Genomic DNA, 20,317 nt, shown 5'->3' with positions numbered 1-20,317 from the left:
AGCAAACGGACTACCGCAGTTATGAGCAATCGCAACTGGAGGCAGTCATGAGCGCCGCCGTTCGGTTCGGCATCGTCGGCGGCGGATGGCGCGCCGAATTTTTCCTGCGGATTGCCGCGGCGCTGCCGGAGCGGTTCGAGGTCGCGGGCATCGTCGTGCGCAGTCCGGACAAGGCGGAGGCGTTCAGGCGAAAGTGGAACGTCCCGGCGTTCGGTTCGACGCGGGAGATGCTGGCGGCCGCCGATGCCGCGTTCGTCGTCGTCAGCGTGCCGCGGAGCGCAGCGCCGGACGTCCTGCGCGAGTTGAACGCGGCCGGCATGCCCGCCCTGTGCGAGACGCCGCCCGCGCAGACGCTGGAGGAGATGACCAAGCTGTATCGCTCGGTCGGCAGCCAGGCCCGGATCCAGGTGGCCGAGCAGTATCCGTTCCAGCCGAACCATGCCGCCCGCCTTGCCGTGGCAGGCTCGGGCAAGCTCGGCCGCGTCACGCTGGCGGAGGTGTCCGCCGCGCACGATTATCACGGCATCGTGCTGCTGCGGCGGTTCCTCGGCGTGGGCTTCGAGAACGCCGCCATCCGAGGCATGTCCTTCCGCTCGCCGATTACGGAAGGACCCGGCCGGGACGGGCCGCCCGCCACTCATCGGGTCGTCGAGTCCGTGCAGACGATCGCGTTTTTCGATTTCGGCGACCGCCTGGGCATGTACGATTTTACCGGAGACCAATACTTCTCCTGGATCCGTTCGCCGCGCCTGCTCGTCCGGGGCGAAGCGGGCGAGATCAACAACTTCGAAGTCCGTTACTTGCGCGACTACCGAAGCCCTGTGGAAACGCAGCTCAGACGCGTTCACGCAGGCCACGACGGCAACCTGGAAGGCTTCCATCTGAAGGCCATCCTGTGCGGCGACGAGTACGTGTATCGCAACGAATTCGCGCCCGGCAGGCTGGCCGACGACGAGCTCGCCATCGCCGAATGCCTGTCGCGGATGGCGGACTACGCCGCGGGCGGGCCCGGCTTCTACAGCCTGGCCGAGGCATGCCAGGATCATTACCTTGGGCTGCTGATGCACCAGGCGGCGAAGAGCGGAGAGACCGTCGTATCGCAAACGCAGATCTGGTCGGCGTGAACCTGCGCGAAAATTTAGCTTGCCTCCTTCATACGAAAAAAAAGAACCTTTATCGACGCAAAACGCCGATAAAGGTTCTATTAATTGACGCGCTCTGCCGCGCGTTACACCGTCGTGCTGCCGTCGTACGAGGCGATGACGCGGTACAGCTCCGGCCGGCGGTCGCGGAAGATGCCCCACTCGATGCGCTGGATCTCGAGCTGATCGAGATCGAACTCGGCGGTCAGCACCGTTTCCTCGGTACGGCCGGCCTCCTCGATCATGTTGCCCTGCGGGCCGGCGATGAACGACGAGCCGTAGAAATCGATGGACGAGTCCTCGTCCTCTTCGCGCCCGATGCGGTTGGAGGCGATGACCGGCATCAGGTTGGAGGCGGCGTGGCCCCTCATGCACATTTGCCAGTGGTCCTTGGAATCGATCGAGCCGTCCTGCGGCTCCGAACCGATCGCCGTCGGGTAGAATAGCAGCTCGGCGCCCATAAGCGCCATGCAGCGCGCGGCTTCGGGGTACCATTGGTCCCAGCAGACGCCGACGCCGATTATGGCATACCGCGTGTTCCAGACCTTGAATCCGGTGTCGCCGGGATTGAAGTAGAATTTCTCCTCGTAGCCGGGACCGTCCGGGATGTGGCTTTTGCGATAGTGGCCGAGGACTTCGCCGTCCGCGTCGATGACCGCGAGCGAGTTGTAGCGGGCGTAGTTTTTCTTCTCGTAGAAGCTGATCGGCAGCACGACCTGCAGCTCCTTGGCCACTTTCCTAAAGTGATTGACGGCCTTATTTTGCTCAAGCTCGGTCGCGTAGACGTAGTAGTCCGACTTCTCCTTCTGGCAGAAGTACGGGGTCTCGAACAGCTCCTGCAGCAGGATGATCTGCGCGCCTTGGGCCGCGGCCTCGCGCACGAGCTTGTCCGCCTTGGCGATGTTCTCGTCGATATCGCAGGAGCAGCTCATCTGGGTCGCCGCCACTTTGACTTTTCTCATTCGGGTAACCTCCTTCATGAATTCGATTCATAAAACGCGACTCCAAGGCGTCGTTGTGCGGCAGTATCGCATAACTCGCACCGCTAGCGCCACCCTGCCCGCTTATTTTAACCCCGCGCCGGCATCTGCTGCGTCGTGCAGTGAACGTTGCCGCCTTCCTTGATGATCGCCATGCCGTCCACGGTGCGGATGCGGCGGTCCGGGAACGTCTCGGCCAGGATGCGCGCGGCTTCGCGGTCGGTCTCCTCGGCGGCGCCGCCGAACACCGGCAGGATGACGCCGCCGTTGACGAAGTAGAAGTTCAGGTAGCTCAGCGTGAGCCGGCTCTCCTCGAACGACGCGAGCGGCGGCTGCGGGAGCTCGACGATCTCGAACTTCCGCCCCTTGGCATCGGTCGCTTCGCGAAGAATGCGCAGATTTTCCTGCGTGATCTCGTAATTTTCGTCGGATGGGTCGTAGCAGGTCTGGATAATGACCTTGCCCGGCGCGGCGAAGCAGGCGATGTTGTCCACATGCCCGTCCGTCTCGTCGCCGGCGAGGCCGCGGTTCAGCCAGACGATCTTGTCGATCCCGACGTACTGCGCGAGCAGCTCCGCGATCCGCTCCCGGCTCAGCTCGGGGTTGCGGTTGACGTTCAGCAGGCACTCCTCGGTCGTGAGCAGCGTGCCTTCGCCGTCAACGTGGATCGAGCCGCCTTCCATCACGACGGGCGCGTCGAACCGGCGCACGCCGAGGCGCTCGAGAATTTGCGGCGCGACCGCGTCGTCCAGATCCCAAGGCGCGTACTTGCCGCCCCAGGCGTTGAAGCGCCAGTTCACGCCGGCCAGCTCGCCGCCGGGGCCGACGAGGAAGGTCGGGCCGTTGTCCCGCAGCCAGGCGTCGCTGTGCGCGATCGGCACGAGCTCGATGTTCGGCGCGTCCAGGTGGCGCTTCGCTAGCGCCAGGTCGGCTTCATTGACGAGCACGCTGACGGGCTCGAACTCGGCGATCGCCAGCACGACCTGCGCATAGCCGCCGCAGACGGATTCGTGGTCGTCCGGATAGACCATGGAGTCCCGGACGGGCCAGGACATGAAGGTGCGTTCGTGCCGCGCCCATTCGGCGGGCATTTTATATTGGAGGTCTCGTGGGAACAAGAGATTCAGCTCGCTTTGCTAGGAATTGAACGGATGCCGCTTAAGTTCTCCATCATCATATACGAATCGGGCCCCGATCTCAACGTGCCGCGGCCAAGTCCGCGACATCCGGATTTGTTTACGCGCGCGCCGGTTGAGGTAAGTCTTTGGTGGAAAGGATCAATGTCGGACAAACACGCACATACATATAAACGGAGGCCGCCGAATGGAACGCAATCATACGATCATGCAATTTTTCGAGTGGCACGTCACAGCCGACGGCAAGCACTGGCGCCGTCTTGCGAAGCTTGCGCCGAAGCTGAAGGAACGCGGCATCGACGCCGTCTGGATCCCGCCGCCTACGAAGGCCGTGTCACCCGAGGATACGGGATACGCGGTGTACGACTTGTACGATCTGGGGGAGTTCGACCAGAAAGGCAGCGTGCGCACGAAGTACGGCACGAAGGAGGAGCTGCTCGAAGCGATCGCGGCCTGCCGGGAGGCGGGCGTAGCCATCTACGCGGATCTTGTCATGAACCACAAGGCGGGCGCGGACGGGACGGAGACATTTCAGGTCGTCGAGGTACAGGCGGACAACCGCCTGGAGGAGGTTTCCGAGCCGTTCGACATCGAAGGCTGGACGAAGTTTGATTTTTCCGGCCGCGGGACTGCGTATTCGTCGTTCAAATGGAACTTCGAGCACTTCAACGGTACTGACTGCGACGCGCGCGAGGACCGTCAGGGCGTTTACCGGATCGTAGGAGAAGGCAAGCGTTGGAACGAAAACGTCGACGACGCGTTCGGCAACTACGATTATCTGATGTACGCCAATATCGACTACCATCATCCGGACGTGCGCCGGGAGATGATCGAGTGGGGAAAATGGCTCGCGGATACGCTGGACTGCGCCGGCTACAGGCTCGACGCGATCAAGCACATCGACCATACGTTCGTGCGAGAGTTTACCGAGGCGCTGTATGCCGATCGGGGCGACGCGTTTTTCATCGTCGGCGAATTCTGGAACAGCGATCCGGGCGCGTGCCAGCGGTTCCTCGAGGCCGTCGGCGGCCGTATCAGCCTGTTCGACGTACGGCTGCACTACAATTTGCACGAGGCTTCGGAGCAAGGGGCCGAATATGACCTGACCAAGCTGTTCGACGGTACGCTCGTGCAGACGAACCCGACCAACGCCGTCACCTTCGTGGACAATCACGATTCGCAGCCCGGCGAAGCGCTGGAATCGTGGATCGCCGACTGGTTCAAGCAGAGCGCGTATGCCCTCATCCTGCTGCGGGAAGGCGGGTATCCTTGCGTCTTTTACGGCGACTATTTTCACATTGGGGGAGACGAGGAGGAGATCGAGGGCAAGAAAATGGCGATCGATCCGCTGCTCTACAGCCGCCATCACAAGGCATACGGCGAGCAGGAAGATTACTTCGACGATCCGCGGCTGATCGGCTGGGTGCGTCGCGGCGTCGCCGAGATCGAGCGCTCGGGCTGCGCGGTCGTCGTCTGCACGGGCGAAGGCGGCGAGAAACGAATGTATGTCGGCGAGCATCGCGCAGGCGAGGCATGGGTCGACTTTACGCAGACGCGCGACGACAAGATCGTGATCGGCGAGGACGGCTTCGGCACTTTCCCGGCGAACGGCGGCAGCGTGTCGGTATGGGCGTTGCCCGATCCGGTGTGAATCGAAGGCGAAGCATGGATGCAGAAAACCCCGCGCAGTTGCACGGGGTTCTGGCGTTAAAGTCGGTTCGACGCGTTCGGTCTAGTAGGAGCCGTGGCCGGTAAAGGTCCCTTGATCGAAGTTCATCACGTTAGTCGCTTCGATGCGGCCGTCGCTGCCGACGCTGTAGTACTCGACCGTATGCGTGTCCGCCGCATAGATCTCGAACGGGCCCGAATAGTCGATCCAATCCCCGCCGTTCACGCGGTAGCGCGTCTGCGCCGGGACGCCGCCGGTCCCGTCCGCCCGAAGCGTGACGTTGAAGCCTTTTACGTATGGATTGCCTTTGGACGTGACGGCTTGTATCGGGTCGAAATGATACTTGGTCGTCACCTCGCCGGCAGGGATCGGGTCGGTTCCGCCGCCCGGTTGTTCGGGCATGTACTTGAACAGCACGGATTGCGCGCTCAGGTAGATCGACTCGTCCGGCCGCTGGCTGCTCGAGGCGCAACTGTAGCCGGTCACCCGGACATCCGTGAGATGCACGACCATATAGGTCCGGCTCTGACCCGCGCTGCGCTTCTGGAAGTACAGGTAGCCATCCTTGATGGCTTTACCCTCCGTGAGCGCGCGAAGCAGGGGCAGCGAGGATGAATCGAACGCCTTGGAGACCGCGACCGCAGACGGCTGCGGCTTGCCCGGACTCCCGCTGCCGCCTGGCAGCGTCTCCGTCGTCACGCCGTATTGAAAGCTGTTGACGGCGATCGCGTCTTTGATCTGGTTGTCCTTGCCGTCGAACTCGCCGGGAATGCCTTCCAACGTCAGCAGGATCGACGGCAGGTCGGCTTCCGCCGCGCTGGCGGACTGCCTGAAGGGAGAGAGGAGCAGCATCCCGGAGACGAGCGCCGCGATCAGGCCCCATTTTAATAGTCTAGCGAGCAAATCGATCTACTCCTTTATCGGCGGATGCCCGTGAACCGCTCCGTCGTGCGTCGGGGATCAACTGTCGAGCAGCAAGCTGCGTTGGTAGAAATCGTCCTTCGGCGTAAATCCCCACACGCTGCCGTCGTCCATCGTATCCTTGACGGGCAGCGTCTCGAGCGCCGGCGCGTCCCAGGGCAGCTTGGACTTGTCGTTGCTTGTCTCGCTCATGCGGCACAGCTCCTTTTCGCAGGGTAATCAGGTTATTTGCCGGCGCCCTTGCTCACGTCGTATTCGAAGGTTTGCGGAGGCAACGGCTGGCCCTTGGCATCCACGCCTTCGTATATAAACGTTACTTTCTTGGCCTTGAGCGAGAAAGATTCCCCGATCCGGCTTCCGTCGGCGCCTGCGCTGTAAGCATCGGAAGTGACGTAAACGTTTTCCAGCTTGATCGTCAGGTAAGGCTTCTTGCCTTGCCCATTGTAAAAGGCGATCGTTCCATTCTTGATCGCTTTGCCGGCGGTAAGGCTCTGCAGCAGCGGAATGGAGGCAGAGTCCATCTGCTTGGTCAAGTTGAAATCCGAGTAGATCGGCTTTCCAATGTCGCTGCCGCCGCCCGGCGAGGTAGCCGCGTTCGAGGCGCCGAAAGAGAAGGACGAGATGTCGATCGCCCCTTTCGCGCCTTCGACCGTGCTATCGCCGCTGATCTTGTCCAGCGTTAACAGGATGTAGGAGCCGCCTGCGGCGGAAGCCGATACGGGCGAGGCAAAAGCGAGGATCGCGAAGACGAGCAGGAACAAGGATGCTTTTGGCATAAAACGTTGTAACAAAACGATCAGCTCCTCATTTATGATACAATTCGTATCGATGATAGCATAGATTGTCATTCCTGCCTAGAGCCATACTGCAAAAGTACATCAACCAAGACTGGATTATCGGGTTTGTGCGATCAATCGCGCAAAAGTGCACGAAAGCTCGCCTCTTTGAGCGAGATGGGGCAAATTTTAAGTGAAAATCCTGCACATTTGCGCGATAGGCATAAAGATGAAAGGGTACTGATCTCGAACGTATACTTTTGCACGATAGCCGGTTCGGATGCCACACTGGACGACCAGCAGGGACGCTAAAATGGCTCTTCGTGATGCAAAGCGTAAAACAGGGGCTGCTTGGCGATCGCTTCCGAAGAGGCGCCGATTGACATCCCTAGCCTGCTGTCGTATCCTGCATATAGTTAAATATTTAACCAATTGGAGAAGATAGCATGGACGATCTGCATGGATACGTGTCGGAGCAGCCGCCCAAGGTGCGCGCTTTTTTCGCGCTCGTGGAGACCACGGCGAGCCTGATCGGCGTATCCGAGAAGTACTGGCAGTCAAGAGGACTGAACGGCGCGCGCGTCCGCATACTCGTGGAGATCGCCAAGGCCGGCGGATCGCTGCTGCCCACCGCGCTGGCCGAGCGAATCGGCGTGACCAAGGCGAATATCAGCGTCCTGCTCGTGCCGCTCGCCAAAGAAGGGTATGTGCGGGTCGCCGGAGACCCGGAAGACGGTCGCAGGCGGCGCGTGTCGCTGACGCCGGCGGGAGAGCGGCTTCTGCTGGACGCGCTGCCGGGCAATCGGGAAGTGCTGGAGGCGCTCATGGGCCGGCTGGAGGAATCGGAGATTCGCCAGCTTCTGGGACTCCTCGCCAAGTTGACGGGCGGTTGAGGATGAGGGGCAGTCAGCGAGTCGCGATCATGCCCGGCCCAGTCCGACCCCGTACGACGGCTTGCGCGCCGGGTTGTCGGTTTGCTGTCAACGGCTCTTTTTAATTAATTTGTTAAACATTTAACTACTGAGGGATGAAGGGTGGAGATGGCATGAAAATCGTTATGACGGGTGCCACTGGAAATCTCGGATCGCTGGTGTTGGAGGAGCTGCTCAGGCGCCTGCCGGCAGCGCGCATCGCGATCGTGACGCGGCGACCGGAAGCGGCCGAGGCGCTGCGCAGCCGGGGGGATCGAGGTCCGCTACGGGGATTACGACGATCCGGCTTCGCTGCCTGCGGCATTCAAAGACGCGGACACGCTGCTCTTCATCTCGTCTCCGCTGCGGGACGAGGAAGCCCGTCTGCGGCAGCACCGGGCAGCGGTGGAGGGCGCGGCGGCAGCCAAAGCCGGTCGGATCGTCTACACGAGCATCGCGTACGCCGAACGGGGAAGACTGCCGCTGCATGAGCTGCATGTGACGACCGAACGGCTCATTCGCGAGTCGGGGCTCGAATACACGATCCTGCGCAATGCCTACTATATGGACATCGTCGAGATGCTGGGCTGGCGGGAGGCGCTGGCCGGCGGCGTGCTGCTGAGTCCGCCGGGCGACTGGATTTTTAATGCCGCGGCCAGGGAAGACCTCGCCGCGGCCGCTGCGGCGGTGCTGACGGAGAGCGGGCATGAAGGCCGGGTCTACGAACTGACGGCCTCGCGCCCTTGGCGCCTGAACGATCTGGCCCGCGCGCTCGCCGAACGATCGGGCAGACCGGTCGTTCACCGCGCCGATCCGGCGATGAAGGGCATGGTCTACTCGCTCTTGCCGCTCTCCGAGACTGCTGCGGTCTCCACGGACTTGCGGCAGCTCGTCGGCGCGCCGCTGCGCGGGCTGAAGGAATGGCTGGCCGATCAAAAAATGTAGCCGTTTTATGCTTTGCGCTCGCCCGCTGACCCAGCCCGCTCAGCCCAGCCCGCTCAGCCCAGCCGGCTCAGCCCAGCCGGCTCAGCCCAGCTCGCGCACATAGGTCTCGGGCGGCACGCCGACGACGGATTTGAAGTCGCGGGTAAAGTGCGCCTGGTCGTAATATCCCAGCTCCATCGACAGCCCGGCCCAATCCTGCAGCTTTTCCTGCCGGATGCGTTCCGCCGCCTCCTGCAGCCGGAAGCGCTGCAGAATCCACTTCGGCGATACCCCGATATACCGGCCGAGCAGCCGCTGGAGCGTGCGGACGCTCATGCCATGCCGGCTCGCCATCGCCTCGACGTGGAGCAGGCTGCGGTCGGACGCCGCATCCTGTACGATCCGGCCGGCCATCTCGGCCGAATCTTCCCGCTCGGGCGCAAGGTCCAGCAGCCATCGCTCCATGGCGGCGAGCCTCGCCTCGGTGGCGGGCACGGCCGACAGCAGGCCGGACAGCGCCTCCCCTGACGCGCCGAATATCTCTCCGAGCGGGAGCTTGCGGCCAGTCAGCCGGGAGGCGGATTCGCGCCAGAAGGGATAGAAGCCGCCGGGCCGGAACTTGACGCTGAAGCACTCGCCGTACCCCGTCAGCGTACGGGTGAAGGTGCCGCGCGGCACGCCGTATACTTCGGCGTGCGAGGCGCCGTTTTCATTTTCCAACGTCAGATTTATGCTTGGGTAGGAGAGCACCTTCTGGCTGAAGGGGACGTCGCCCCGCAGATCCCAGGCCAGCGTCCAATAATGCTCGACCCAGCCCGCTAGCTCGGCCGACGGCGCGTACAGCTTCAGATCGAATTTGCGCGCGGCCTCCTCCGGCTTGAGGATGGCCTTGTCCAAAGGACGTTCGATAGGCTTCAGGGGAATCGACCTCCAGGATTTGTCGCGTTTTTCCAATACAAGGCGCCGACGTTGCGTTACAATCGATACTAGCAGTCCGCAGCAAACGCCGCAATTTAAATCGAGCCAGGAAAAGAGGGAATCGCATGGAAGACTTGAAGTATACGATCTATATAGGCGGCACGCCGAAGCAGGTATGGGAGGCGCTCGTTTCGCCGGAGGGCACGCGCGCGATCTTTTTCGGCAGCGTGCTGCAGTCTACTTTCGAAGTCGGCGCGCCCTACGCTTATGTCGGGCCGGGCGACGACGGCGACGAGACCGTGCACGTATACGGAACGGTGCTGGCGTACGAACCGTACAGCCTGATGAGCTACACCGAGCATGCCGGGCCTTCTTACCGGGAAAATCATGCCGAGCTCGAGACGCGCATCACGATGGAGCTCGAGCCGATGGGCGCGAGCACGAAGGTGACGTTCGTCAACGACCGGTGGCCGGAGGGGCATCCCTCGTACGAGAGCACGAAGCAAAGCTGGCCGATGATCCTGAGCAACATCAAATCCTACGTCGAGACGGGCAAGACGCTGGATCTGGGCTGGTAAAAGGAGAGTGCGCTCCGCGACGCGGCCGGCGAGAACGTAGAACGAGCAAGCGTGCAGTCGCGCGAGTTTTGCAAAATGAAAGACAACGGTCCGTCGGGATTTTCCGGCGGATTTTTTTAGGCTCCGGCAGCGCGAGTGCATGCCTCCGGCTTTCGAAATATAGGATCGGCGAGGACGAAAGTGACGGGATCGGGGTTTGAGAGAGAGTGACTTTTATAGACGATAACTATTTAGTTTATTTATTTTATATATTTAAACAATGATTTGAATTCTTATATGATTAGAGCATCAAATCGATCGCCCGGTCCGCCGGGCCAGGAGACGACCGGCTCATGCCATACTTCCATACGTTCGCGAACGTCAGCATCCCCATTTTGATCGCCTGCTGCTTGGGCTACCTGTATCAAAAGTACAAAACCCCCGATTCGCGCCTGCTGGCCGATCTCAGCCTGTTCGTACTCTCGCCGTGCCTCATCGTGGCGGCGCTCGCCGGCAGCGACCTGAAGACAGGCACGCTGGGGACGGTCGCGATCTATACGCTCTTGCAGACCGCGCTCTGCTGGGCGGCTTCCGCCGCCGCGGGAAGGCTGCTGCGGATGAGCGAGCCTTCGCGGCGCGCGATGGAGCTGACGACGATCTTTTCCAACTCCAACAATTACGGATTGCCGCTGCTGCTGCTTGCCTTCGGCACGCAAGGCTTCGCGATCGGGGTGACCAACGTCGTGACGCACGTCATTCTCGTGAATACGCTGGGCTTCTATCTGGCGGCGCGCGCGTCCTTTAAGCCGAGGCAGGCGTTCCTTCAGATCGCGAAGACGCCGCTCGTCTATGCGGCCGCCGTCGGCATCGCGCTGTTCCTGTTCAAGGCGCGCCTGCCGGAGAGCCTCTCGGCGGGCCTCGAGCTGGTCGGCGGCGCCTACCCGGCCGTCGTGCTGCTGCTCCTCGGCATGCAGCTTCGCAAGACGGACTGGCGCCGCAGCCTGCGCCGGGAGATCTGGATCTCGCTCGGCCTGCGCATCGCGGTCGTGCCGCTGCTGTCGTATGCCGCGATCGCGATGCTCGGCCTGCACGGCTTGACCGCCGCGGTGCTGTTCGTTCAGTCCTGCATGCCCGCGGCGATCAATTCGCTCGTGCTCATGGAACGCTACGGCGGCGACAAGGAGCTCGTCGCGATGAACGTCGCCTTTTCGACCGTTGCTAGCTTCCTGTACTTGCCGCTTGTGGTCCACTTGGCGGCATCGCTGTAACCGCCGTACTGGCGGCTTCGGTCTCGCGGGTCGACGACTCCGGATGGCGTGTTCGCCTGTCAGCCTGCGTCGGCGGCTTTAGATCCCGGCGCGTCCTCGCCAGCGAACCTCTCCCCGTCGGGCTTCCGCCAGCGCAGCGCCCACTTCTCCATCTCCGCGAGCGTCGCCTGAAAGTCCAAGCCCTTATCCGTCAGACTGTATTCGACCGTCACGGGCACGGTCGGGTATACCTCCCGCCGCACGATGCCGCTCTGCTCCAGATGCCGCAGCGTGTCCGTAAGCGACTGCGTGCCGACGATCGCGACATCCCGCTGCAGCCGGTTGAATCGCTTCGGCCCTTTCTGCAGCTCCGCGATCACGACGAAGGACCATTTGGCCCCGAGCACTTGCAGAACCTCGCAGATCGGTTTATCCTCGTCCCTTTCTTGTTCGGCCATTATAAACGCCTCCCGGCAAACATACTTTACTTAAGTTAGTAAGTCCATCAGTTAGGATTATCCCCAAAGGATTTGCGTTCTTACTTAAATATAGTAACCCGCTTATACTGTCGCTACAAGGGCCGCGCGGCTCCCCGACAATTATAAGAGGTGGTTAAAATGAATCGCACGATCTTGTATATGCTCACGCTAGGCACTTTCTTGACCGGCTTCGCCGAATTGGCCATCATCGGCATCCTGCCGATCATCTCCCGGGATGCCGGCATCAGCATTGCCCAAGCGGGCCAGCTTGTCACCGCCTTCTCTCTCGGCTTCGCCGTCGGCACGCCGATCTTCGTGTCGCTCACGCAGCGGATATCGCGGCGACGGCTCCTGGCGGCCGCGCTGCTCGTATTCGCCGCAGGCAGCTTGCTCTCGTACTTCAGCGAAGGCTATGCGGCGATGATCGGACTGCGCGCGTTGATAGGCGCTGGCGCTGGCGTCTATCTGACGACGGCGCTGGGCGCGCTCCCCAAAGTCATGCCGGCGGCGCAGCTCGGCCGCGCCATGAGCACCGTCATGATGGCGTTCAGCGCCGCCTCCGTGCTCGGCGCGCCGATCGGCATCGCGCTGGCGGACGGATGGTCCTGGCAGGGCATGTACCTGCTGCTCGGCGCTGGCGCGCTGCTCGTGATGCTGGGCGTCCTGCGGCTCATGCCCGAGGTAGAGGGCGACGCCCCCCGTCGGCTTCGGCCGTCAGTTCGCCGTGCTGGGACGTCCTGCCCTCGCGGCAGGGCTGCTGATGTCTCTCCTGTTCTCGTCGGGCATCGCCCTGCTGAACACGTATTTCGTGCCTTTCCTCCAGGACGTCCTCGGGCTGAAGGCGTCTTTTACAGGATTGACCATGCTGCTGCTGGGCTTGGCCGGCACGCTTGCCACGCGCTCCGGCGGCGGCGCGGCCGACAGACTCGGTCCGCCCGCGGTCATCGTGCGGGGCCTGGCCGCGATGGCGCTGGCCCTGGCGCTGATGCCGCTCGCGGCATCCGTCTTTTCCTCCGCGGCAGGCGGCCTCTCGTCGGGCATCGCCGTCGCCGCGGCTTGGATGCTGGCCTACTCCGTGGCGATTCCGGCGATCCAGACGTATTTCGTCCGGATCGCGCCCGAATCGGCGAACATCGTGCTGGGACTCAACACGTCGCTGCTTCACCTTGGCGTCGCGATCGGATCTTTAACCGGCGGCCTGCTCGCCGACGCATCGTCCACGGTCCGCTACCATCCCTGGGCGGGACTCGCGTTCGCGCTGCTCTCGCTGTCGGCGGGCTTGGTCTCCTTCGCGAAGGGCGGCGTGCGCAAGAACCGGCAGAACGCTGCTGCGGCTGCTTCAAAAAGCTGAGCCTTCGCGTCCCGCGAATGCCAAGAGGCCAGGCCGCGGTTCAAATTGCCGCAGCCTGGCCTCTCTTTTCATTTGTTACGCGCGCAGCGTCTTGAGCGCGCCGCTCCACGCCACGACTTGGCTCAGCATGTTGTTCACGGAAGCCTCCTGCTTGGGGCCGGGACGCAGGACGCTGAAGTTCTCGAAGTCTTGGAAGAGCGACAGGGAGACCTGCGCCTGAACGTCCGCCATTCTCAGCTCGCCCGCGATCTGGCGAAGGTGCTCGACCGCCCGGGAGCCGCCTGCGCTGCCGTAGCCGACGAAGCCCGCGGCTTTGTCGTTCCACTCGTGGTATAGATAGTCGATCGCGTTCTTCAGCGCGCCCGACGTCGAGTGATTGTACTCGGGGGTGACGAACACGAAGCCGTCGAAGCCCTTGATCCGCTCGGACCAGGCCAGCGTATGCGCGTGCTTGTAGTTGCCCATAACGGGAGGGATCGGCTCGTCGTAAAGGGGCAGGGCGTAGTCGGCGATGTCGACGAGTTCGAACGACGCGTCGTCCCGCTTGGCGGCGATCTCGTATACCCACTTGGCGACGTCTTCGGCTTTGCGCCCCGGGCGCGTGCTTCCGATGATAATGGCGATCTTGGTCATGTATGATTCCTCCAGCCGATATATGTAGGAGCCGGCTTCCCGCGCTCTAGGCAGTTCGATTCGGTGCGGGTCCGCGGGAGGCGCTTGCCTCGCAAGTATCGTAGCCCAGACGGCGGGATTGATCAAGCTTGTGAAAGCGGGGGGAATCGCGGGGGGAATCGCGGGGGACGGACAGGGGACGGGCAGGTGACGTGCCGGTGCCGGTGGCCAGGTGACGTGCCGGTAGCCCTTCTCCCACGGTGCCGGTTTGCCGTTAGTGCCGTTTGCGCCTTATCCCGGCCTGTGCACGCAGCGTAGGTCCGCAGATCATGCCATTTGCACCTTATCTGGGCACACGCGAGCAGCTTTAGTCCGCAGATCATGCCATTTGCGCCTTATCTCGGCACACGAGAGCAGCTTTATTCCGCAAATAATGCTATATGCGCCTTATCTCTGCCTTTGCGCGCAGCATAGTTCCGCGGATCATGCCATTTGCGCCTTATCTCTGCTTCGGGAAGCGGTATCAGGCAGCCGATAAACGCGTTTGCGCCTCATCCGGCCTCCGCAAGCGGGTGAAGCCTGTGAATCGCGCTATTAGCGCCTTGTGCAGCTGATCTCATAACCGGCGAACAGCGCCCATGTTCTGCGAAGGCACGCCAATAAACGGCAGCCCAAGCGCATCGCGCCTGGGCTGCCGTCGAGCATGCATTTACACGCCGGGCCTCGAATAGATTTTCCGCTTGTGGAAGGAGATCGAGCGGTACTTCCCCGCGAGCTTGCGCAGCCGAGCCGGCGACAGCGAGGAGAACGAGGCGTGCAGGCTTTTGTTCAGCGCGGACTTCATGACGATACCGCGGGGATTGCGGCCGTGCAGGAAGTTGCCGTACGTCTCGAATTCGGAAAAACCGAATTGCCGGGTCTTGTCGATGCTGCCGATGATCGCCTTATACCAGCGTTTTCCGTGGCGCGCTTCGATTGTCCCCTTCAACTGCCTAACCTTCGCTTTGTTGAACAGCATATAGTGCGTGACGAAAGAACGGGGGGCGGAAGCCTTGGTGCCCAGCAGCTTGCGGTACGTGCGGAAGTATTCGCCTTGGCTCCAGCTCCGGCAGTAAAAGACCGGCCGGCCGCCCGTCACGAACCGGTGGGGCCGAATCAGCACCGTATCCGCGTCGGCGACGAGGTAGTGGCCCGCCGCGCCAAGCTTGCTGCCCGCGAGCTTCAGCAGTTGCTGATAAAGCCAGCCCGCGCGATTCCAGCGTTTCGTGCCGTAGCGGATATCCTTCTTGCCGATCGGCAGCACCGTCCGCTCGTCGACGAACTTGCAGCCTTTTCTCCGGCAGAGCGCCTTGATCCGCTCGCTGTTCGGCGAGACGATCATGAAGCTGGCGATCGGATGCTTCACCTGCTTGCGAATGCCGTCGATCACGTGCGGCAGGGTGCCAAGGTCCTTTTCGATCGCGGGGATCAGCACGTCGATGCGAGGGCCGGTCTTTCCTGCGCCCGATTTGGTTGATGCCATGTGGCTCGCCACTCCTTTCCGCTCACGGGGGCCGTTTGCCGGCTTTGGTCCATGTGGTACAGCGTATGAAGTTCGCCGTCATCGGCTTGGGCCGGCGACTGGAAAATCACTTCGCCAGCGTTGATAATAAGATAAGGAAAGGTTGACAGGAAAGGGTGCGCGCCTGTGGACGACTTGCGAATCAAGACAAGCTCGGGATGGTTGGAAGGCCGGGCGGAGAACGGCGCGAGGACGTGGAAAGGGATTCCTTACGCGAGGCCGCCGGCCGGCGAGCGGCGATTCGCGGCGCCAGAGCGGCCGGCGTCTTGGGAAGGCCTCAGGCCGGCCAAAACGTTCGGCCCGCCGTGCCTGCAGCCCGGCGAGCCCGCGGAGAAGTACGGCCTTCCGGCGGACGCGCCGCCTCCCGGCGAGGATTGTTTGTATTTAAATATATGGGCGCCCGCCAAACGAACCAAAAAGCCGCTGCCCGTCATGGTCTGGATTCACGGCGGCGCGTTCGTTACCGGAACCGGCGCGGATTCGGCCTACGACGGCGCATGTCTCGCCCGCCAAGGCGTGATCGCCGTTACGGTTAATTATCGGCTCGGCCCCTTTGGGTTTCTTCATCTCGCGCCGCTCGGAGAGGGCTTCGTCTCCAACGCGGGGCTGCTCGACCAGATCTCGGCGCTGAACTGGATCCGCGCCGAGATTGCCGCGTTCGGCGGAGATCCGGCGCAGGTCACCGTGTTCGGCGAGTCGGCCGGCGCGATGAGCATCGCCGCGCTGCTCGCGATGCCAGGCGCGAAGGGACTGTTCGCGCGGGCGATCCTGCAGAGCGGGGCCGCGCAGACGCTGCCGGCGGAGCAAGCCGAGCAGGTCGCGGCGGGCATCCTGCTGCTGCTCGGCATCGAGAGGTCCGACGCGCATCTGCTGAAGGAGCTTCCCGCGTCGGCCATCATGCAAGCGGCCGAGGAAATGGGACGCATGCTGGGCGGCGGGCCGGCGATGCTCTTTCAGCCGGTCGTCGAAGCGGCCACGCTGCCGGTCGAGCCCCTCGAGGCGGTTCGGGCGGGCGCGGCAAGCGGCGTGTCGCTGCTCGTCGGCACGAACAGGGACGAAGGCGAATACTTCATTCGCCCGGGCGCCGCGCCTATGCCCCTCGAAGGCGCGATCTTGGGCGTCGAGCTCATGACGGACATCGTCGACGCGGCATCGCTCGTTCGTTCTTATCCGCATACGGCCCAAGGGCAGGCGGACTTGATGACGGATCTGTTTTTCTGGCGCGCCGCGGTGCGGCTCGCCCACGCGCAGGCCCGTCATGCGCCGGTCTGGATGTACCGGTTCGATTGGACTTCGGCCGTTCATCCGTCGCTGGCGCGGGCGGTTCATACACGCGAGATCGTGTTTGTCTTCGGCAATTTGCAGGTGCTGGAGCGGCAGCTGGGTGCGACGCTGGGGCCGGACGCATGGCGGCTGGCCGGGGAGATGCAGGCTGCCTGGCTAGCATTTGCGAAGGCGGGATCGCCGGATACGGCGAAGCTGGCGTGGCCGGCCTATGGGGAGCCGGAGCGGATGACGATGATCTTCGGGGCGGCTGATGCGCCGGAGGCCGTATCCGATCCGGCCGCAGGCAAGCGCGCGCAGCTCGGCCTGTAAAAGGGCGTAAAGGGCGTTGAACTTGAATAAAGGGAGGAGATCGGATTTATGAAGAAAAATCGGTTAGGCGCTTCCGAACTGTACGTCGGCGAGATCGGCCTCGGCTGCATGTCGCTGGGCACGGAGGAGACCAAGGCGGTCGCATTGATCGGGGAGGCGCTCGATCGCGGCGTCACGCTGCTGGATACGGCGGATTTGTACGACGGCGGACGCAACGAGGAGCTGGTGGGCAAAGCGATCAGCGGCCGGCGCGAGCAGGTCGTGCTGGCCACCAAAGTAGGCAACCGGCGCGTGCCGGGCCAAGAGGGCTGGACTTGGGACGCCTCCAAGTCCTATATTCTGTCGGCGGTCCGGGATAGCCTGAAGCGGCTCGGCACCGATTATATCGACCTGTACCAGCTGCACGGCGGCACGTTGGACGATCCGATCGACGACACGATCGAGGCGTTCGAGCAGCTGAAGCGCGAGGGCGTCATCCGGGCGTACGGCATCTCCTCGATCCGGCCGAACGTCATCCGCGAGTATGCCGCGCGCTCGGGGATCGCGAGCGTCATGAACCAGTACAGCATCGTCGACCGCCGGGCTGAAGAGACCGTACTGCCGCTCCTGGCGGAAAAGGGGATCGGCGTCATCGCGCGCGGACCCGTAGCGAGCGGGGCGCTGGCGAACGGCCGCGAGCCGGCGAAAGGCGTGCTTGACTACGAGCTGGACGAGCTGGTCGCGTTGCGCGGCGCGCTGCATCGGCTGACGTCGCCGGCGCGCAGCCTCTCGCAGCTCGCGATCCGCTACTCGCTCGGGCATCCGGCGGTCGCCGCCGCCGTCCCGGGAGCGAGCAGCCGCGAGCAGCTGCTGCAGAACCTCGCGGCCGCCGAGGCGCCTCCGCTCTCGGACGCGGAGCTCGAGGCGATCCGCGGCGTGAGCAAGGCGAACCGCTACGCGCTGCATCGCTGATCCCGGCGGGGGCTAAGGACTGTCGCTGGGGGATGAACGTAGCCGCCCCCTCCCTGCCGCGCTCTGAACGAACGCTCCCATGCGGATGGCATTGATTTAAAGCGTAATGCAGATCTTCCCGAAGTACGATCCCGTCTTCAAGCGCCGAAGCGCCTCGACCGCCTCGTCGAACGGGAATACGCTATCGATGGCCGGACGCAGTCCGTTATGGCCGATCGCGCGGTTCATCGATTCGAACATCGCGCGGCTGCCGACGTTAATCGCTTGCAGCCTCGCCTTCTTTAGAATGGCGGGGACGATCGCGAAATCTTCGACGGCCGCGCCGGACAGCAAGCCGACGATGCTGATCCTGCCTCCGACCCTCAGCGCCGCTACCGACCGGTTCAGCGTCGCCGCGCCGCCCACGTCGACGATATGGTCCGCGCCGCGCCCTTGCGTATAGGCCAGCACCGCGTTTTCCCAATCCGCTTTTTCCGTATATAGAATGCCGTGATCGGCGCCCATCGCCAGCGCGCGTTCGAGCTTTTCGCCGCTGCCGGAGGTGACGATGACCTGCGCGCCCTGAAGCTTGGCGAATTGCAGCGCGAACATGGAGACGCCTCCCGTACCCTGCACGACGACCGTGTCGCCGGCGCGCACCTGTCCTTCCTCGACGACCGCATGCCAGGCGGTGACGGCCGCGCACGGCAATGTCGCGGCTTCCGCGTCGCTCAGATGATCGGGGACGCGGACGAGCCCTTCCTCCGGCAGCATCGCGTACTCGGCCAGAAGGCCGTTCAGCGGACTGCCGAGCGTCGACGTCCAGTTCGCCGGGGTAGGCTCGCCGTCGATCCAGCTCTGCGTGAAGATGCCGCAGACGCGGTCGCCGAGCTTGAACCGGGCCGCGCCTTCGCCCAAGGCGACGATCTCGCCGACGCCGTCGGATACGGGAATCAGGCCTTCGGTGCGTTCCGGATTGTAGAAGCCCTCGATGACGCCGATATCGCGGGAATTCAAGGACAACGCCTTGAGTCGGACGAGCGCTTGGCCCGGACCCGGCTCGGGAATCGGACGGTCGACCTGTACGACATGATCAAGGCCGAAGCCGCCTCGAACGACATATGCTTTCATGAATGCCACTCTCCTTGAGATGGGAATAGACATACCATAATTGATTTACTAAAATTAAGTAAGAAGGCACTTTGACGTGGCATGCGAACCTCAAGGTGCGTAAAGGAGGCAGCGGCGTGAGGGAACCCGATATCTCGATCGCGGAATGCAGCTACAGGCGGGCGCTGGAGATCGTCTCGAACAAATGGACGGCGCTCGTCATCTACGCCCTGGAAGACGGAACGAGCCGGTATGGCACGATCAAGAGCCGGATTGCGGACATTTCGCAGAAAATGTTGACCCAGACGCTGAAGCAGCTGGAGCGCGACGGCCTTGTCGTTCGAAAAGTAACGCCTGTCGTCCCGCCCGCCGTGGAATACGCGCTGACGCCGCTCGGCATGACGCTTCTTCCCTTTTTGCGGATGCTGAAGGAATGGTCTTCGGCACACTATGCGTCCGTTAGCGAGGCGCGGGAAGCGTACTATGCCGAGCATCAAGATCAAGACGCCTCGCACGGCTGACGAACGGGAAGCGGATCTCGAACTGCGTCTGCGCAAAAAAAAGGCCGGAACGCCTCGTTGGAGCTTCCGGCCTTTGTGCGTTGCAGCTTGGGCGTTCATCCGGGCTGCGATCTTTGCGATCCTCCTAAGCCTTCCCGAACAGCCGCCGGTACTCCGTCGGCGTGACGCCCTCATGCGCGCTGAAACGCTTGTTAAAATAGCTCGCGCTCGGATACCCGGCGTCCTCCGCGATGCGCCCGACGGGCAGCGTCGGATGCTCGAGCAGCCACTGCTTGGCCGCCTGCAGCCGGCAGCGGGTGACGAAGTCCATGGGCGAGAAGCCCATCGCCTGCCGGAACAGCTTGCAAAAATAATGACGGCTCACGCCAGCGCGCGCCGCCCAATCTTCGAGAATGAAGGGCGCGCAAGCCTCCCGCTGCATGTCGGGCAGCAGGTCCAGAATGCGGCGGTCGGTGCCCGCCGATTTGACGTCGGAGACGGGGACGGCCTGCTGCACGAACTCCGAGAAGAGGGCGTAAGTCAGCATGGACAGGCGGACCGGACGCAGCAGCTGATGCGTCTCCGCTTCCTCGAGAAGCGCCAGATGCGCGGCTTCCCAGGCTTCCCGGTGCCGGAGGGACCATACCGCCGACTGATGGAAGCCAAGGCGCACGAGGTAGTCGCGCAGTTCCTCCCCGTAAAAGTGAACCCACCTCACGTCCCACGGCTCGTCCTCGCTGCTATAGTAGCGCTGCCGCTGCAGCGGAAAATACAGGACGGCGTCGCCGGCCCGCAGCTCGTGCACGCCCGTCTCGGTCTCCGCGTAGCCTTTGCCTGCCGCGACATAATGGATGTTGAAATTGTTGAGCACGCCGGCTTCCCGCAGCACCGAATGGTCGGGGAAATCGCGGTAGGCGCCCACCGATTCAGGCATGACGAGATACGGGCTTCCGGCCAGCGTCAGCAGATGCGCTTGTCTTCTCACAGTCCGTCTCCT

General features: G+C 62.8%; 22 protein-coding genes and 2 pseudogenes. 12 read left to right on the top strand and 12 right to left on the bottom strand.

The features are described 5' to 3' along the window. Nucleotides 1-47: 47 nt before the first annotated feature. Nucleotides 48-1,124, top strand: a complete 1,077-nt coding sequence (locus OMP38_RS31260) for a Gfo/Idh/MocA family protein (protein WP_277568538.1) — start codon at nt 48-50, stop codon at nt 1,122-1,124. A 104-nt stretch (nt 1,125-1,228) separates the two neighbouring features. On the opposite strand, the gene aguB is transcribed toward OMP38_RS31260, so the two are convergent. Beyond that, nucleotides 1,229-2,104: an N-carbamoylputrescine amidase gene (aguB, locus tag OMP38_RS31255; protein WP_277568537.1), complete on the bottom strand. Its 876-nt coding sequence runs from the start codon at nt 2,102-2,104 to the stop codon at nt 1,229-1,231. 107 nt (nt 2,105-2,211) lie between these two features. Next, nucleotides 2,212-3,213 carry an agmatine deiminase family protein gene (locus tag OMP38_RS31250; RefSeq protein ID WP_420869785.1) on the bottom strand — a complete coding sequence of 334 codons (1,002 nt, stop codon included), beginning with the start codon at nt 3,211-3,213 and terminating at the stop codon, nt 2,212-2,214. A 232-nt stretch (nt 3,214-3,445) separates the two neighbouring features. On the opposite strand from OMP38_RS31250, the gene OMP38_RS31245 reads away from it, so the two are divergent. Continuing rightward, the gene (locus tag OMP38_RS31245; protein ID WP_277568535.1) at nt 3,446-4,909 is read left to right on the top strand and encodes an alpha-amylase; all 1,464 of its coding nucleotides are present in this window, start codon (nt 3,446-3,448) and stop codon (nt 4,907-4,909) included. An 81-nt stretch (nt 4,910-4,990) separates the two neighbouring features. Here OMP38_RS31245 and OMP38_RS31240 read toward each other — a convergent pair whose 3' ends face one another. From OMP38_RS31240 to OMP38_RS31230, 3 genes are read right to left on the bottom strand one after another with little or no spacing between them, the layout of a single operon-like run. Beyond that, nucleotides 4,991-5,830, bottom strand: a complete 840-nt coding sequence (locus tag OMP38_RS31240) for an Hcp family type VI secretion system effector (protein ID WP_277568534.1) — start codon at nt 5,828-5,830, stop codon at nt 4,991-4,993. Nucleotides 5,831-5,887: 57 nt separating this feature from the next. Next, nucleotides 5,888-6,040: a hypothetical protein gene (locus OMP38_RS31235; protein ID WP_277568533.1), complete on the bottom strand. Its 153-nt coding sequence runs from the start codon at nt 6,038-6,040 to the stop codon at nt 5,888-5,890. 32 nt (nt 6,041-6,072) lie between these two features. Next, nucleotides 6,073-6,639: an Hcp family type VI secretion system effector gene (locus OMP38_RS31230; protein ID WP_277568532.1), complete on the bottom strand. Its 567-nt coding sequence runs from the start codon at nt 6,637-6,639 to the stop codon at nt 6,073-6,075. Between the two features lie 431 nt (nt 6,640-7,070). Between OMP38_RS31230 and OMP38_RS31225 the strand changes: the two genes are divergently transcribed. The 3 genes and pseudogenes from OMP38_RS31225 to OMP38_RS31215 all read left to right on the top strand — a co-directional run bounded on the left by OMP38_RS31225 (nt 7,071) and on the right by OMP38_RS31215 (nt 8,480). Beyond that, the gene (locus OMP38_RS31225) at nt 7,071-7,517 is read left to right on the top strand and encodes a MarR family winged helix-turn-helix transcriptional regulator (RefSeq protein WP_277568531.1); all 447 of its coding nucleotides are present in this window, start codon (nt 7,071-7,073) and stop codon (nt 7,515-7,517) included. Nucleotides 7,518-7,651: 134 nt separating this feature from the next. After that, nucleotides 7,652-7,786 (top strand): annotated as a pseudogene (locus OMP38_RS31220) (SDR family oxidoreductase); the annotation flags it as partial. A 22-nt stretch (nt 7,787-7,808) separates the two neighbouring features. Continuing rightward, nucleotides 7,809-8,480 (top strand): NAD(P)H-binding protein, encoded by a 672-nt coding sequence (locus tag OMP38_RS31215; protein WP_338130736.1) that lies wholly within the window; start codon nt 7,809-7,811, stop codon nt 8,478-8,480. A gap of 81 nt (nt 8,481-8,561) precedes the next feature. Here OMP38_RS31215 and OMP38_RS31210 read toward each other — a convergent pair whose 3' ends face one another. Next, a complete protein-coding gene (locus OMP38_RS31210) occupies nt 8,562-9,356 on the bottom strand; it encodes a helix-turn-helix domain-containing protein (protein WP_277568530.1) in 795 nt (264 codons plus the stop codon). A 146-nt stretch (nt 9,357-9,502) separates the two neighbouring features. Here OMP38_RS31210 and OMP38_RS31205 point away from each other — a divergent pair, with 146 nt between their 5' ends. Further along, a complete protein-coding gene (locus OMP38_RS31205) occupies nt 9,503-9,955 on the top strand; it encodes an SRPBCC family protein (RefSeq protein WP_277568529.1) in 453 nt (150 codons plus the stop codon). 332 nt (nt 9,956-10,287) lie between these two features. After that, nucleotides 10,288-11,202, top strand: a complete 915-nt coding sequence (locus OMP38_RS31200) for an AEC family transporter (RefSeq protein WP_277568528.1) — start codon at nt 10,288-10,290, stop codon at nt 11,200-11,202. Between the two features lie 59 nt (nt 11,203-11,261). Here OMP38_RS31200 and OMP38_RS31195 read toward each other — a convergent pair whose 3' ends face one another. Then, nucleotides 11,262-11,639 (bottom strand): winged helix-turn-helix transcriptional regulator, encoded by a 378-nt coding sequence (locus OMP38_RS31195; RefSeq protein WP_277568527.1) that lies wholly within the window; start codon nt 11,637-11,639, stop codon nt 11,262-11,264. Between the two features lie 113 nt (nt 11,640-11,752). Further along, a complete protein-coding gene (locus tag OMP38_RS31190) occupies nt 11,753-11,986 on the bottom strand; it encodes a hypothetical protein (RefSeq protein ID WP_277568526.1) in 234 nt (77 codons plus the stop codon). Between OMP38_RS31190 and OMP38_RS36450 the strand changes: the two are divergent. Together OMP38_RS36450 and OMP38_RS31180 are read left to right on the top strand one after the other, a co-directional pair. After that, nucleotides 11,874-12,296: pseudogene (locus tag OMP38_RS36450) on the top strand (MFS transporter); the annotation flags it as partial. The gene OMP38_RS31190 and the pseudogene OMP38_RS36450 sit on opposite strands and share 113 nt — an antisense overlap. Nucleotides 12,297-12,420: 124 nt before the next feature. Then, nucleotides 12,421-13,011: an MFS transporter gene (locus tag OMP38_RS31180; protein WP_277568524.1), complete on the top strand. Its 591-nt coding sequence runs from the start codon at nt 12,421-12,423 to the stop codon at nt 13,009-13,011. 75 nt (nt 13,012-13,086) lie between these two features. On the opposite strand, the gene OMP38_RS31175 is transcribed toward OMP38_RS31180, so the two are convergent. Continuing rightward, entirely contained in the window at nt 13,087-13,644 is a 558-nt protein-coding gene (locus OMP38_RS31175) for an NADPH-dependent FMN reductase (RefSeq protein ID WP_277568523.1), read from the bottom strand. Nucleotides 13,645-14,332: 688 nt separating this feature from the next. After that, nucleotides 14,333-15,145, bottom strand: a complete 813-nt coding sequence (locus OMP38_RS31170) for a DUF6492 family protein (protein WP_277568522.1) — start codon at nt 15,143-15,145, stop codon at nt 14,333-14,335. A 165-nt stretch (nt 15,146-15,310) separates the two neighbouring features. Between OMP38_RS31170 and OMP38_RS31165 the strand changes: the two genes are divergently transcribed. Beyond that, nucleotides 15,311-16,780 carry a carboxylesterase/lipase family protein gene (locus tag OMP38_RS31165; protein WP_277568521.1) on the top strand — a complete coding sequence of 490 codons (1,470 nt, stop codon included), beginning with the start codon at nt 15,311-15,313 and terminating at the stop codon, nt 16,778-16,780. Nucleotides 16,781-16,828: 48 nt separating this feature from the next. Continuing rightward, nucleotides 16,829-17,731, top strand: a complete 903-nt coding sequence (locus OMP38_RS31160; protein WP_277568520.1) for an aldo/keto reductase — start codon at nt 16,829-16,831, stop codon at nt 17,729-17,731. A 96-nt stretch (nt 17,732-17,827) separates the two neighbouring features. Here OMP38_RS31160 and OMP38_RS31155 read toward each other — a convergent pair whose 3' ends face one another. Beyond that, nucleotides 17,828-18,841, bottom strand: coding sequence for a zinc-dependent alcohol dehydrogenase family protein (locus OMP38_RS31155; protein WP_277568519.1), 1,014 nt, complete (start codon nt 18,839-18,841; stop codon nt 17,828-17,830). Between the two features lie 116 nt (nt 18,842-18,957). On the opposite strand from OMP38_RS31155, the gene OMP38_RS31150 reads away from it, so the two are divergent. Beyond that, nucleotides 18,958-19,341, top strand: coding sequence for a winged helix-turn-helix transcriptional regulator (locus OMP38_RS31150; RefSeq protein ID WP_277568518.1), 384 nt, complete (start codon nt 18,958-18,960; stop codon nt 19,339-19,341). A 124-nt stretch (nt 19,342-19,465) separates the two neighbouring features. On the opposite strand, the gene OMP38_RS31145 is transcribed toward OMP38_RS31150, so the two are convergent. Beyond that, nucleotides 19,466-20,305, bottom strand: coding sequence for a helix-turn-helix transcriptional regulator (locus OMP38_RS31145; RefSeq protein ID WP_277568517.1), 840 nt, complete (start codon nt 20,303-20,305; stop codon nt 19,466-19,468). Nucleotides 20,306-20,317 lie beyond the last annotated feature (12 nt).

It is taken from the genome of Cohnella ginsengisoli, assembly GCF_029525555.1.
GTDB lineage: Bacteria > Bacillota > Bacilli > Paenibacillales > Paenibacillaceae > Cohnella > Cohnella ginsengisoli.
Note: the sequence above shows the minus strand (reverse complement) of the source record. Positions and strands in the feature narration are given on the sequence as shown.